General features: G+C 52.4%; 13 protein-coding genes. 8 read left to right on the top strand and 5 right to left on the bottom strand.

Going from position 1 to position 13,807, the window contains the following annotated elements; translation table 11 throughout:
• Positions 1 to 148: 148 nt before the first annotated feature.
• From P1P89_11885 to P1P89_11865, 5 genes are all read left to right on the top strand, one after another.
• Positions 149 to 460, top strand: coding sequence for a cupin domain-containing protein (locus P1P89_11885; protein MDF1592209.1), 312 nt, complete (start codon positions 149 to 151; stop codon positions 458 to 460).
• 114 nt (positions 461 to 574) lie between these two features.
• On the top strand, positions 575 to 940 hold the full coding sequence (locus P1P89_11880; protein ID MDF1592208.1) for a hypothetical protein: 366 nt from the start codon (positions 575 to 577) through the stop codon (positions 938 to 940).
• A gap of 69 nt (positions 941 to 1,009) precedes the next feature.
• Entirely contained in the window at positions 1,010 to 2,365 is a 1,356-nt protein-coding gene (locus P1P89_11875) for a mandelate racemase/muconate lactonizing enzyme family protein (protein MDF1592207.1), read from the top strand.
• Positions 2,366 to 2,469: 104 nt separating this feature from the next.
• Entirely contained in the window at positions 2,470 to 2,886 is a 417-nt protein-coding gene (locus P1P89_11870) for a hypothetical protein (GenBank protein MDF1592206.1), read from the top strand.
• Entirely contained in the window at positions 2,883 to 3,887 is a 1,005-nt protein-coding gene (locus P1P89_11865) for a bile acid:sodium symporter family protein (GenBank protein MDF1592205.1), read from the top strand. Before P1P89_11870 ends, P1P89_11865 begins: the two co-directional genes overlap by 4 nt.
• 41 nt (positions 3,888 to 3,928) lie before the next feature.
• Here P1P89_11865 and P1P89_11860 read toward each other — a convergent pair whose 3' ends face one another.
• Complete coding sequence (locus P1P89_11860; protein ID MDF1592204.1) at positions 3,929 to 6,169, bottom strand: PAS domain S-box protein; 2,241 nt, start codon at positions 6,167 to 6,169, stop codon at positions 3,929 to 3,931.
• A 325-nt stretch (positions 6,170 to 6,494) separates the two neighbouring features.
• On the opposite strand from P1P89_11860, the gene P1P89_11855 reads away from it, so the two are divergent.
• Positions 6,495 to 7,778, top strand: a complete 1,284-nt coding sequence (locus P1P89_11855; protein ID MDF1592203.1) for an MFS transporter — start codon at positions 6,495 to 6,497, stop codon at positions 7,776 to 7,778.
• 10 nt (positions 7,779 to 7,788) lie between these two features.
• Here the strand turns inward: P1P89_11855 and P1P89_11850 are convergent, their stop codons facing one another.
• Genes P1P89_11850 through P1P89_11835 form a run of 4 tightly spaced genes read right to left on the bottom strand, consistent with a single transcriptional unit; the run spans position 7,789 to position 10,752 of the window.
• Positions 7,789 to 9,051 (bottom strand): radical SAM protein, encoded by a 1,263-nt coding sequence (locus P1P89_11850; GenBank protein ID MDF1592202.1) that lies wholly within the window; start codon positions 9,049 to 9,051, stop codon positions 7,789 to 7,791.
• On the bottom strand, positions 9,048 to 9,722 hold the full coding sequence (locus tag P1P89_11845) for a hypothetical protein (protein ID MDF1592201.1): 675 nt from the start codon (positions 9,720 to 9,722) through the stop codon (positions 9,048 to 9,050). Before P1P89_11845 ends, P1P89_11850 begins: the two co-directional genes overlap by 4 nt.
• Positions 9,719 to 10,339, bottom strand: a complete 621-nt coding sequence (locus P1P89_11840; protein ID MDF1592200.1) for an outer membrane lipoprotein carrier protein LolA — start codon at positions 10,337 to 10,339, stop codon at positions 9,719 to 9,721. Before P1P89_11840 ends, P1P89_11845 begins: the two co-directional genes overlap by 4 nt.
• A complete protein-coding gene (locus P1P89_11835; GenBank protein MDF1592199.1) occupies positions 10,336 to 10,752 on the bottom strand; it encodes a hypothetical protein in 417 nt (138 codons plus the stop codon). The genes P1P89_11840 and P1P89_11835 overlap by 4 nt, the downstream gene beginning before the upstream one ends.
• A 347-nt stretch (positions 10,753 to 11,099) precedes the next feature.
• On the opposite strand from P1P89_11835, the gene P1P89_11830 reads away from it, so the two are divergent.
• Positions 11,100 to 12,347, top strand: coding sequence for a beta-ketoacyl-[acyl-carrier-protein] synthase family protein (locus P1P89_11830; GenBank protein MDF1592198.1), 1,248 nt, complete (start codon positions 11,100 to 11,102; stop codon positions 12,345 to 12,347).
• Entirely contained in the window at positions 12,340 to 13,563 is a 1,224-nt protein-coding gene (locus P1P89_11825; GenBank protein ID MDF1592197.1) for a beta-ketoacyl-[acyl-carrier-protein] synthase family protein, read from the top strand. Before P1P89_11830 ends, P1P89_11825 begins: the two co-directional genes overlap by 8 nt.
• Positions 13,564 to 13,807 lie beyond the last annotated feature (244 nt).

The raw sequence follows: 13,807 nt of genomic DNA, 5'->3' as shown, positions 1-13,807 counted from the left end.
CCTGATCCAAGGCTTTGAAATGACTTCTATCATGCAAAAAAATGGAATAGAGAGTAAAAACAAGCTTTACATTTTCATTGACTTTGCCGGCGTTATTCCCAAGTCAATATTCAAATTCATTTAACGGAAAAAATGAAAGAAGGCATATATGGCTTTTTGGAATTTAGACAGCCTCAAACTGGAAGCGTTCAGGCCGGGGATCATGAGCAAGGCGGAAATCGGGGAAAACCTGATCATGGTCTGCATGCAGATAGACCCCGAAAAGGAAGATACGGGACACGAACATCCCTTTGACCAGTGCGGCATGGTCATAGAAGGCCCGATTGAGATGTTCGTCGGTCAAGAGCGCCGATTGCTGAATGCCCATGCGTGCTATTTTATACCTAAAGGCGAGAGACATGGCTGGAAGACCTTCGATAAACCCGCAAAGGTTTTGGATATATCCCTGAAACAACCCTGAATGAAAAACAGGGTCGAAGAGCAGACCCGATCCCGACACAAAAGCCACTAAAATTTAACGACCTTGGTTGCACTGCTCATACCGGCCGTCATATCAAAAACAAGGACTAAAATAATGGTATTAAAAATCAGGAAGCCTACTGTCATTAAAGCTGCCGGCAACAAACCAAAGATAATAGAGGAATACATCGGGCGGGTAAATTCCCGGACAACAAACGTGAGTATCGCCCGCATGGTGAGTCCTGCAGGATGGGAAGAGCCGGGCCAGAAGCCGGAATTTGATGAATACACTGTTGTTTTAAAAGGAATGCTGCGCGTTAAAACGAAAATACAAGCATTGGACCTCCATGCGGGTGAAGCAGCCATTGTCGAAGCCAATGAGTGGGTCCAGTACAGCACGCCTGATGCTGATGGCGCTGAGTATATAGCCGTCTGTCTGCCCGCATTTTCACCTGACTCGGTCCATAGAGATGAGGCGTAAAAAAGGGAACCTTTGTGCGAGGCCCGGGCGACCCCGGCCCGACAACCCTAAATATCAGAGGTAAAAACCATGAAAATCAACCGCATCGAATTGTATTACGTCAAGATACCGTTGGAAGAAAAAAAACCGGGATTTTTCGCAGAACCCGCGTATTTTACGCCCAGCTGGATTCCGGGGTTTCGACAATCCGAAATGCGCTTTTATTTGCTTAAACTGGGCACGGATCAGGGCATTGAGGGATATGCGGCTATGCCCGGGATGGGACCCGAACGAAAGGGGTTAGGGTCGATCATGGGAAACTACCTGATGGGCATCAATCCGCTGGACATTCAACTGGTCAACCAGCGCATCCAGGAGTTTTCCTATATCGGCATGCGCAACGGCTGGATTGATGCGGCTTTCTGGGACATCATCGGAAAGGCCAGGGGCGAACCGTTGTGGAAAATTCTGGGGGGGACCGGCGGGTTTGTTTATCCGTACGTATCCACAGGTTCAACCCACAACCATGACCCGGCAAAGATCCGAGAAATCACTAAGCAGGCGATTGAAGGCGGGTATAGAGGCTTGAAGCTGCGCGTCAAGAGCCGAGAGCTTGCAGCTATGGTCGATTTTGTCGGAGCCGCCCGGGACGCTGCCGGCGAAAAGCTGGACCTGATGGTGGATGCCAACCAGGGATGGCCGGTGGATCTTTTTGACGAAACGCCGAAATGGGATTTGGGATTTGCGCTGAAATTCGCCCGGGGCATCGAGCAGTACAACGTAAAATGGCTGGAGGAGCCTCTGAACCGGGGCAATTTTGAAGCTTTGGCCGAGCTTCGAAAAAATACAAAAACACCCATTGCCGGGGGAGAGATAAACTCGACCTGGCGCGATTTTAAAGCCATGCTGGACATCGGCAGCCTGGATATCTATCAACCGGACGCTGTGATGGCCGGCGGCACCTACGCCGGCGGCATCTCCATCGTTTACTGGTTAATCCGTGAAATCCAAAGGCGCAACCAGGAGAATAAAAACGATTCTCAAAAGATCAAATATTGTCCGCATACCTGGACAACGGGATTGGGGTTTGCCGTGGCATTGCAGCTTGTGGGAATTTTGCCGTCCAATGAACGCAGCCTGCTTGAATACCCCCTGGAAGGCAACTGGAAACCGGAATACTGGGCCCGCTTTATCAAAGGAGGTTTTAAGCCTGATAAGGAAGGGCGTATAAAAATCCCGGACGCCCCGGGATTGGGCATAGAAATCGATTGGGATGTCATACGACGTTTTGGCAAGCGCATCTTTCGCGGGACGGCCGCATCCATAGCTTATCATACGTTGCTGGACCGCGGCTTAAAGCAGACGATGTATCTGAAGAAGAAAAAACAGGAACAGCATGAACGGACCGCAAAAGCGCAATTTGCCATACCGGAACCGCCATTTTAATCATTTTTTTGGAAGAACTTTATTTTATTGCTTGGGGTAAGCATATCGGGTTAAATACTGCAGATGTGAAAATCATAATTTGTGGCCCCCCGGTGAACAGGGAAGTGGACGGAATTTCCAACAGCATATGGGAGGTGGAATTGACTTTTAAGGCGTTTACGCAAATAAAAAGGGTTTTAAGCCGGGAGCTGCCCCGGGTTATCTTGTCGGTTTTGATATATCTTCTTGTTTTCTGCCCAATGGCTGCTGCGGATGAAACCTCAGGAGAAGCATTTTATAAACACCTGTCCGCCATTGCCAAGAGTGGAAATAGCAACCTTATCGAGAAATTGAACACGGATCCCAGAACGCTTGACTGGAACAATGCCCCGACGGTTGAGTTTAAGGGGCATTTAAGATTTTTAGCTTCCGTAAAAAAAGGAAGCGCCGACCAGACCCTCCTTTTTTTGTCAGAAGCACCCAAGGCAGAATTATCATCCTCACCATACCGGATCGGAAGGATCCTGTTTACCGAAATTTGAAAAAACACATAGAGAGCAAACTGGATTTCAACATAAAGGTGCTCAATTTAAAAATCGGGGACAAAAATTATCAGTTTGCACAGTTTATAACGCCTCCGGTACAATCGGTATTTGACAAGGTGTTTAAGCTGATGATTATTCTGATGCTTTTTCTCGTTATGGTCGGCATGGGGCTTACGTTAACCGGCAAGGATTTTACCGTGCTGATCTCAAAGCCCAGGGGGATTATTATCGGAGAAATCCTTCAGTTTGGGGTCATGCCCCTGATTGCTGCTGCCCTGGGTTATTTAATGGGTTTTCACGAAAACTACCCCTATATTTATGTGGGCATGATATTAATAACGGCCTCACCCGGCGGGGTTACCTCAAATTTAATGACCCACTATGCAAAGGGGGATGTGGCCCTTTCGGTTTCCCTGACATCCCTGTCCACGGTGCTTTCCATATTTTTTGTCCCTCTGCTTTTAAATGTATACTGCCGAAATATCCCTGATGTAAAAGTGCCGACAAACACCATTGCGCTGACCATTATCGTACTGGTAATCATCCCCCTTGGCATCGGCATGCTGTTTAGAAAGCTTAACGAAGCCCTGGCAAAAAAACTTATACCCGTGTTCAGCCTGCTGGGAATTATCGCTTTATTGTTCCTGATTGTTGCGGGTGTCTTAAGCAATCTTGAAGGGTTTGCAGATACGGAGCGTCATGGCGTCCGGTTTTACACCATGGTATTTTTGCTGACGTTTTCAGGGATGGTTGTAGGCGGAATAGTGCCTGCTGCGTTCAAGGTCATCAATTTTCAGACAAGGGCCATCTCCCTTGAAACCGGGTTGAGAAATGCCTCTCTTGCCATGACAATTGCCCTGCTGATACAGGATTCCATGGGAGATTTCCACTCCTCAATGTTCTGGGTGTCCGGAATGTTTGGATTATCAATGTATATAGCCGGTCTGATTGCAATTAAGATTTATCCGAAAATTTTTCCCATTGACCAGGCAGGTTGACAATCATCCCTGTGGTGGCGGGGTGCATAAAAAAAGAGGGCCTAACGGTCATTCAGTGCCGTTCGGATTATTTCGGCAATTTCACTCATGACGATCGGCTTCATGAGAAATTTCTCGACGCCCATGGCTTGGGCGTTTTCGGCATTAATGGTTTCACTGTAACCCGAACAAAGTATGACGGGAATGTCCGGACGGATTTTCAGCAATTCCCGGGTCAGTTCAACTCCCGTAATATCGGGCATGGTCTGGTCGGTGATGACGATGTCGAATCCGTTCGGATTGGCGCGAAAGGCTTCCAGCGCCACCCGGCTGCTCATCTTTGCATCGACTTTATATCCCAGGCGCCCCAACATGGTTGCAGTGGTATCGACAATTGCTTTTTCGTCATCCACGAAAAGTATCCGTTCGGTCCCCCCGGGAATCGGTTCGGTTTTTTTGACCTCCGGTTCGGGCGCCGCTTCGATAATCGGGAAAAAAACGTGGAAAGTGGTTCCTTCTTGAAGCCGGGAATCCACCGTCACCGCACCGCCATGGTTTTTTACAATCCCATGGACGACTGCAAGCCCCATCCCAGAGCCTTCCCCCACCGCTTTGGTTGTAAAATAGGGATCAAAAATGCGGTCCCTGTCCCAGGAGGGGATTCCATGGCCCGTGTCGCTGACCGATAATCGGACATATCTTCCCGGAGTCAGCATATGCGGATCCGGATCGGTCTGTTCTTCCAGGTCGACCCGCAATACGCCCCCTTTGGCTTTCATGGCATAAGCTGCATTGGTGCAGAGGTTTATAAGAATTTGATTGATCTGGGTCGGATCTGCCAGAATAACGGCCTTATCGCAGTTCAGGTTTAGGCGGATGTCAATTGTCGACGGGATTGAGGCCCGTATCAATTTAATAGCGTCTTCGATAATGGGCGTTATTTGAACCGGCTTCATTTCATATTCGGTGCGCCGGCTGAACGCGAGTATCTGCCGGACCACGTCTCTGGCCCGCAGGCAGGCTTTGATTATTTCAGCCATATTCTGATGCGCCGGGCCCCATTGCGGAATATCCTCCATGGCCAATTCCGTATTGCCCACGATGATGCCCAGGATGTTGTTAAAGTCATGGGCGACGCCGCCGGCCAGGGTTGCAACCGCTTCCATTTTCTGGGCCTGTTGCAGCTGGGATTGAAGCAGCTTTGATTCGGTCAAATCCGACAGCACGCCGCGTATGCCCACAACCCGGCTTGCTTTATAGGCCGGACGATGGGAGCTGCGAAACCAGCGGACTTCGCCGGCCTTGCTTAAAAGCCGAAACTCGATGGGCATGATTTGCTCGGCAAGAACTTTTTGAAAGCGCTGTTGTACAAGGGGTAAGTCCTCCCGGTAGAGGAAATCCGTAAAAGACCTGCCGATGAACTCTTGCGGGTGATAGCCTAAAAGGGGTTCTATGGCCGGGCTGACATAACGGATCTTCCCGACGGCGTCAATTTCGTAAATGACATCGTTTATGTTCTCAACCAGATCACGGTATTTCTCCTGGTTTTCCAGCAGGGACTTCTGGGCCAGCTTCCGTTCGGCGATCTCACTGAGCAGTTTCCGATTGACTTCAGCCAGTTTTTCGGTTCTTTGCTCGATGGTGATTTTATCCCGCTTCATTTCCTCAATGGTTTCCAGCAGAACGGACTTTGAGGTGTAAAGGCGGGAAAAAGCCTCGCTAAAGCTGTTTCTGAAAAGCCACTTTAAATGATATTCACAGTAGGAAGCGCCGCTGAAGTGGCAGCAGTTTTCAGTTACCGTCATCGGTCTTCCGCCCCAAACCAAAGGAAGAGCGGTATAGGCGCCCTGGTTGTAGCGACAGATGTCTTTGGATACGTCCATTCCTGCGGCCCAGTGCAGGCGAATAACCGCCTCGTTTTTTTTAAGCTCGACCAGTTCTATCTTTTTGCTGCGATTCAATTGATCATTGATCTTCTGGACATGCTCGAGGGCTTTTTTGATCGACCAGAAAGACTTGAGTATAATCCGCTGGACATACCCCAAAGAGATGTTTTCCGCGGAATATCTGGCGATTTTATAAGCGGCGTCTTCGTCATTCAGAACGGCTGCCGCTCTTCGATATAATTTTGAAATGACGCCGCAGGAAATCCAGTTGTCGGGGTCTCTTAAAAAACCTTCAGGGTCTTCGATGCTGTCAATTTCAGGGTCAAGTCCCCGGCAAACGGCGGATCCGTCCACCTGTTGGTGTTTTAAATAATCCAGAATGGCTCTGGAATTTATGCAACTGGTCTCTTTTTCCATACTAAAAAATCATCTCATTCATTTTTATTCAAATTTATTCAAACTTCAAGGTCTGTTTATATCACAGGTGGGGCGGGACATCAATCAATGGTGTCGGTTTGTCGCGTTTAGATTTTATTATGAAGCAGTCCTTGACAAATTAAGCCATACTGTCATATCCTTGCAACAATAGAGATACGAAATCAGCCTGTGAATTGCAGGAAACAGGTGTGGATTGCACGGAATCCGCGCCTGTAATTATTTATAGCGTTTAACCATGGCTTCACCCTGAAATGTCTTGCAGATGGAAACCGCCAACGCGTGTAAAACTCAGGTATAAATATCTATGAAAGCAACACCGCCATTAAAATTAGCCTGGTTCGTGTGGGGGCTGGGCGCTCTTTTTTATATGATGGGATTTTTTCAGCGCGTGGCGCCTGCCGTCATGACCGAGGAACTGATGCGGGATTTTAATATCAGCGCCGCCGCGCTGGGCAATCTGTCCGGATTTTATTTCTATAGCTACGTGATGATGCAGATCCCCACCGGGATTTTAGCCGATACCTGGGGGCCGCGCCGGCTCCTTACCCTCGGATCTTTGGTCGCCGGTATCGGCATTCTTCTGTTTGCTCTGGCGCCCCATATTATCTGGGCCAACATCGGCCGATTCCTGGTGGGCGGATCTGTCGCGGTGGCTTTTGTAGGCTGCTTGAAGGTCTCGATGAACTGGTTTCCGCCGCGTCTTTTTGCAATGGTTTCGGGAACGACCCTGCTGGCCGGACTGTTGGGGGCCATTCTGGCGGGAACGCCGCTGCGGCTGCTGATGAACTTTTTCAACTGGCGAACCATTCTGCTCGTGTCGGCCCTGGGGACCGTTATGATCGGCATCGCCATCTGGGTTTTTGCCAGAGATTTTCCCAGCGAGAAAGGATATGCGGATACCGGAGACACCTCTCCGGCGCCAAACAAAAAATCCCGCGCTCAGCTGATCGGGGGAATATTTGAGGTGTTCAAATATAAAAACATCATTCCCCTCTTTTTCGTTCCCGGCGGCATCATCGGCTGCCTGCTGACATTTTGCGGCCTGTGGGGGGTTCCTTTCCTCAAGGCGCATTACAACCTGCCGACTCATCAGGCTGCGGCGCTGACATCTGCCGCGCTGGTCGCCTGGGGTATCGGCGGTCCCTTTTTCGGCTGGCTGTCCGACCGTGTTGGAAAACGCAAATCCATATTTATAGCCGGATATACGGCTGCGCTGTTCGGGTGCGGCGTGGTATTTTTCATTCCCGACCTTCCCCTGCCGGTTCTCATCGCCGCCTTGATTTTAATGGGCTTCAGCTCCGGGTGTGTTATTCTCACGTTTGCCATTGCCAAAGAATCGGTCCCCGGTTCACTTGCGGGAACCATATCCGGAATCATGAATATGGCATTTATGATCGGGCCGACACTGATGCAGCCGGCCGTGGGATGGGTGCTGGACCAAAAATGGCAGGGCGCCATGGTTAACGGCGTCCCGATTTACAGCCTGAGTACCTATCAGACAGGTTTTGCGTTGATGACTCTCTGGGCCGCGCTGTCGCTATGCAGCCTCTTTTTTACCCGCGAAACCCACTGCAAACAGACGGTATAGGGCCTGGGATTTATGACAGGTCCCGGCCGAAGGCGCGCGACGCCAGGGCCCGGTCCCGGGGCCTGAAGGTATTGTCCGCCATTTCCTTTCGAACCACCCGCTGAAAGAGATTGAACATCTTTATTTCCTGGGGCTCATCCCCATAGAAAGTATCCCAGGCATACTGCAGCAGCTCCTGCAGCCTGTCAGCCGACATCTTTTTGGGATGATACACCACCTTGTCGGCCGAATATTCATCCCAGTCAAAGGAAAAGATCCGATTCTGCTGTTTCAGCTCATCATAGGCCTTGGTATGGGGAAAGGGGGTCAAGACGGTGAACTCGGCCAGGTCCAGGTTGATTTCCAGCAGAAAATCGACGAGGCGCTTGATATCATCTTCGGTATGACTGTCCAATCCCAGCAGAACGGTGGCCTCTACCCCGATGTCATGGTCATGGTAGCGCTGGATTCTCTCGCGGATGTAATCGGAAGTGTCGAACACGGCCTGGTAAACATACCAGGCGCCGGCCCGGGCGGCCAGATCCAGGACTTCGGGCTTGTCCTCGATGGGATGGCTGCACCACTTTTTCTTTAAGGGGATCATTTCCCGGAACAGCTCCAGTTCCCAGCGGGTATCCTGGGCCAGGGAGTTGTCCACCAGAAAGAGGCGGTTGTTCGGGATGTTTTCCATTTCTGATATGACCGTGTCAATGGGGCGCGGCCGGAACTTTTTGCCGCCCAGGTAGGCCACTGCGCAGGGATAGCAGTGAAAGCGGCACCCGCGCGAGGCGTGAACCAGATCGACCATTTGGATGCCCTTGTAATTGTAGAGGTCTCTTTTCAGAATATCGCGCCGGGCGGCGCCGATGATCTCGATGGGGGCCTGGTCCGCCAGATAGTCGTACAGCGGTTGCAGCCGCCCCTTTTTAAAATCCTCAAAAACCTTTTCCATGCGGCCTTCGGCTTCACCGAGAAAAACCGAGTCGGCATGGGTCATGGTTTCTTCGGCATGCAGCATGGTCGCAATTCCGCCGAAAATGACCTTGACGCCCCTGGCGCGGTAAATATCCGCGATCTGCCAGCCCCGCTTAACCTGAAGGGTGAGCATCATGGAAATGCCGACAAAATCGATTGGATCGTCAAAATCGATCTGCTCGAGATTTTCATCAATAAATTCAATTTCGACGTCATCCGGCACCGTGGCGGCAAACACCACCGGTCCGTGCGGCGGCAGGTGAAACTCGGTCTGCCGGGAGAGCTTCGGCCATTTGGGGTATATGAGTTTGAACTTCATTTGTGCTCCTCTAAGGAAACCGCTTCAATCAGGTCCATGTCAAGGGTATAACCGGCATATCCAAAAGTGGTAAGCGTCAGCCGGCTGGGGGCATGAAAACCGTTGAATCGGAAGTTGTCGTTGAAAAAAATATCCACCGTGCGCTTTTTCCTGAACCAGCGGCTATATTGCCGGAGCTCCCAGTGATCGTCGGTATTTCTGACGATATCCACCACCAGCCGGTCGGATTGACGATACCGGCAAAGGGTCGATCCGTTTTGCAGCCTTCCGGTTTCAACCAAAGCGCCTTCGGGCATGAAAAAAATCAGCCGGAGGTCATTGATCAGCCCCTGGGCGAAGTGGTCGGAATCAAACGGCGACACAGCCCGCACAATCCGGATGTCCCGGTCATATTCAGCTTCGAAAACGACCAGGCCTTCAATGGTCATCAGGATCGAGCGGATGCTGCCGCTCCCGGCAGAAACGATGCTGATGCCCATGAGCATGTTTTGCTGTCCTCCCGGCAAGGTGGCTACGATGGCGTGCTGGAGCTGCCAGCGTCCCTGGAAAAACAGCCGGCGGCATTCCCGGGGGCCGTCCGGGAGCATCCCGCTGACCGGGTCAACTTTAGGGAGCGTGCCGCAGGCAGCGATAAGGAACAGGATGCCCAGTAAAAAACAAAACCGCTTCATTGAACGTCCTCAAACAGCCTGGGGTCCAGCGGGCGGTTGAGTTCGACATTTGAAAACTTGAGCCGGGTATAGGAATTTTCATTTTCATAAATCATGACCGACTCCATGATGCCGGGGCGCTCGGACAACACCAGCTCAATTCGCTGGATCATTTCGGCAATGCCTTTATAGATGGGGGTGAGGACAATCCGGCGGCCGGGCGCCAGGCTGGCGGTGAACACCGGGTTTTCATCAAAGCGCCCCTTGAGCCAGCGCGAAATCTCCTCGATCACGAACTGCATGGCCGGGGCGTTGGCAGCGGCATCGGCGATGATCTTTCCGTCCCTGCGGATGAATTTTTTGGTTTTGCCGGCGTGGGCTATCAGAATGCTCTGAATCGGGCGCTGATATTCCCAGCGCAGCGAATCCGGGGTTTGATAAAAAAGAAGGCCCTCGGATATCAGCGGCCGGATTAGAACTTTCATGTGCTTTTCCTGGACGAATGTCGCGCTGACAGAGGAAATGGTGCCGGTGGCAGCCTTTAAACCGTCCCAGGTATCGGCCCAGCCGAAACACAGCCGGGCCGATAAGAGCACCATCGCGGCGGCGACGGCCTGATAGCGTCTGACTTTGTTCATAATGATACACTCTGCAACGAGATCTCGGCGATAACGGCGTCATCCATTTTCACGACGCCTGTAATTTCCTTGAAATTTTCAATCAGCAAACGGGTTGTCGACCGGGTGATGATCCGGCTGTGCAAAGGGATTTCATCAATGAAAAAATTTGCGGATTTAATCCCGACAATTAAGCCTCTGTTGCCGGAGGCCCCTTTCTTTTGGTTTAATCCCCCCAGAGCTGCGGCGGTTTGGGCCACTAGCTCGATCAGCACAATCGGGTTTGCCGCGCCGCCTGTCAGCAACGGCCATTGCGGGCTGATGGTTGCCGCAGACACGGCTGAGTCTTTATCCACATCAAAAATCTCATCGATCAGCCGCAGGGGGCGGCGGTGGGGAATGAGATTGTCGATATCCACATCGATTAAATTCATAGTAGGGAATGATGATATTTTTACAACTTTCTGTCAACTATTATTGCCGGACATGTCGCAGCTGCCCCCACGGATATGATCTTGACACTTTCGATGCGGTTTTGTTATCCTGACGCGAAAAAAATTTCTTTTTGTTATAGATACTTAGTACCCTATTTTATAAATACCTTAACATTCTAAAATCCCTCCCGGCCTCCCTTTACAAAAGGAAGGGGCATAAATTCCCCCTTTATCAAAGGGGGCAAGGGGGATTTTTCAAGATGGTGTCATAAAATATAGATTGCAGAATACGTGAGTGAATTTAATAAAACGCGAGGCCTTTGAAACATACCGAGAAACAAGTACGTATGGAAAAAGAAAGAGTCGTCATCACCGGGCTGGGAACCATAAATGCCATTGCCGGGAATGCGCCTGAATTCAGCGCTGCGCTGGGACAAGGGGTATGCGGCATCGGGCCGGTAACGGTTTTTAGTACCACCGACTTCAGAACCCGGACCGGGGGCGAGGTCAAGAACTTTGTTCCCGGGAAGATGCTTCCGCGCCAATTCTCAATAAAGCGGATGTCGCGCTCGGACCTCATGGCCATGGCCGCAGCGCTGGAGGCCTTAAGGGATGCGGGGCTTTTTCCTTTCCCAGAGGAGCTGCAGGCGGACGCCGGCGTTGTTATCGGCGGCGGGGCCGGGGGCATGCTGGAGGGTGAGGCGGCCTATCGCCAATATCTAAAGGGCGGCGGCAATGGCGTCCGGTATTCGCAATTTTCCTCTTTTTGCTGCGCCTCTTCCGCGGATCACATCGCATCAAACTTCGGGTTGATGGGACCTAAAACCACATTCATGACGGCGTGTTCATCCGGTGCAACCGCCATCGGTTATGCCGGGGATCTGATCCGGGAGGGGATAGCCCCCCTCGTTGTTTCCGGCGGCGCCGAACCCCTTTCCCGGGTGACGTATGCCGCTTTTAACGCGCTCCAGGCGGTCGATACGGCATATTGCAAGCCCTTCGACAAAAACCGGCAGGGGCTTTCCCTGGGCGAAGGTGCCGGCATCATGATCCTGGAGGCATTGAGCCACGCGCAAAAGCGCGGGGCAAGAATCTACGGGGAGTTGCTGGGATACGGGGTAAGCTGCGACAGCTACCACATGACCGCGCCGGACCCCCAGGCTTCCGGGGCCGTGCGCTGCATTACGGCCGCTTTGCAGGACAGCAACGTTTCTCCCGACCGGGTGGACGCCATCAACGCCCATGGCACGGCCACACCGGCCAATGATCTCATGGAAACCAGGGGGATCAAGGCGGTATTCGGCAAACGGGCGTATAACATCCCGGTGAGTGCCACCAAATCGATGACGGGCCACACCCTGGGAGCGGCCGGCGCCATCGAAGGGGTTGCCTCGGTTCTGGGGATCTTTGGGCGGTTTGTGCCGCCGACGATTCACCTGACCGAACGCGACCCGGAGTGTGATCTCGATTATGTGGCCGAAGGCTCCCGGGAAGCGGAGGCGGATATCGTTCTTTCCAATTCTTTTGCCTTCGGCGGGAACAACACCGCCATCGTTCTGGGAAGATACACCCCCAAGGGGATTGTCCATGAGTAGCCCCGTGGTCATATCCGGCATCGGCATGGTGACCCCCCTGGGCGCCGGAAAGGAGATTTTCGCGCGCAAGCTCTTTAAAGGCGACTGCGGCATTTCCCCGATTGCGGCTTTTGATACGTCCCCTTTTGCGTCCAAACTGGGGGCGGCCGTAAATGATTTTACCCCCAGAGATTTCATCTCCACAAAAAACCTCCGCAAGATGGACCGGATTTCCGCTATGGCGGCCGCATCCGCCAGGATGGCCCTGGATGATGCCGGGGTCGGCATAGATGCCGCCAATCGGGATCGGACGGGGATCGTCCTGGGCACCGCCTTCGGCAGCACTGAGGTCGCGGTCCAGTTTGCCGGGGTTCTATTTACCCAAGGCCCGGGGATGGCTAGTCCCCTTCTGGTGCCGAATACCGTGATGAACGCGCCGGCCGGACATACTTCCATCGAGCTTGGGTTCAGGGGGATCAATTCCACCGTGAATCACCGTGAGGCTTCGGCCGAGACCGCCATCGCCTATGCGGCAACCGAAATCAGAAGGGGGCGTGCCGATGTCATGCTGGCGGGCGGAACGGATATTATGTCAGAATTCTTCTTCAGAATCCTGACGAATTTCAAGGCCCTTTCCCCGGTAAACGGCGGGCCCGAGGGGGCGCGTCCCTTTGACACCTTGCGAAACGGACCGGTGGTCGGCGAAGGTGCCGGGGTGGTATGCCTTGAGGCCCGGACCCGGGCCGAAGCCCGGGGGGCCGAGCCTTATTGTGAAATCGCCGGATGGGGCCTGAGCTCGGCGCCGGCCCCGCCCACCGACTGGCCGTCAGACCCCCGGGGACCGGTGCTGGCGATGACACGGGCGCTTGAATCCGCCGGCATCGCCCCCGGCGATATCGATTACGTCTCAGCCGCTGCCAACGGCGGCATTCGGCTGGACGCCCTTGAGGCCGAGGCGCTTTCCATCGTATTCGGCAGCACGGCCGGCAAACCGGTTATCGGCTCCATTAAAGGGGCTGTCGGCGAAAGTTTCTCATCAGGGGGGATAAGGACCGCGGCCATGGCTTTATCGATAAAAGCGGGGTGCATTCCGCCCACCGTCGGCCTTAAAGATCCCTTGAGTCCGCTGGGGTTTGTCAGGGATAAAAAAAAGGATATTCCCATAAAGTTCGGCCTGGTCAACGGGTTTTCGTCCGGCGGGACGTTTGTCACGCTAGTGCTGAAGAAAATTATATAACCGGGCTGTCAGGAATGAGGCGGACCAATGCCCCGGATCATATTAAAAAGAAAAAGCCCGGAGGAAGTCGGCTATCGCTCAACTTCCAATAACTGCAATCCATAGGTTCTGCTTTTGACCCTTTTGATTGCCTAATAAGAGTCAAGAGCAGGCTTGACCCCTTTTACTTTTAGTTTTGGAACCTACGTTATATATTGAGAAGAGGAGAGAATATACTCCCGAGAGAGTAGTAAAAACAAAATTT

It is taken from the genome of Desulfobacterales bacterium (assembly GCA_029211065.1).
In the GTDB taxonomy this organism is placed as follows: domain Bacteria; phylum Desulfobacterota; class Desulfobacteria; order Desulfobacterales; family JARGFK01; genus JARGFK01.
This window is presented reverse-complemented; position numbering and strand designations above follow the sequence as displayed.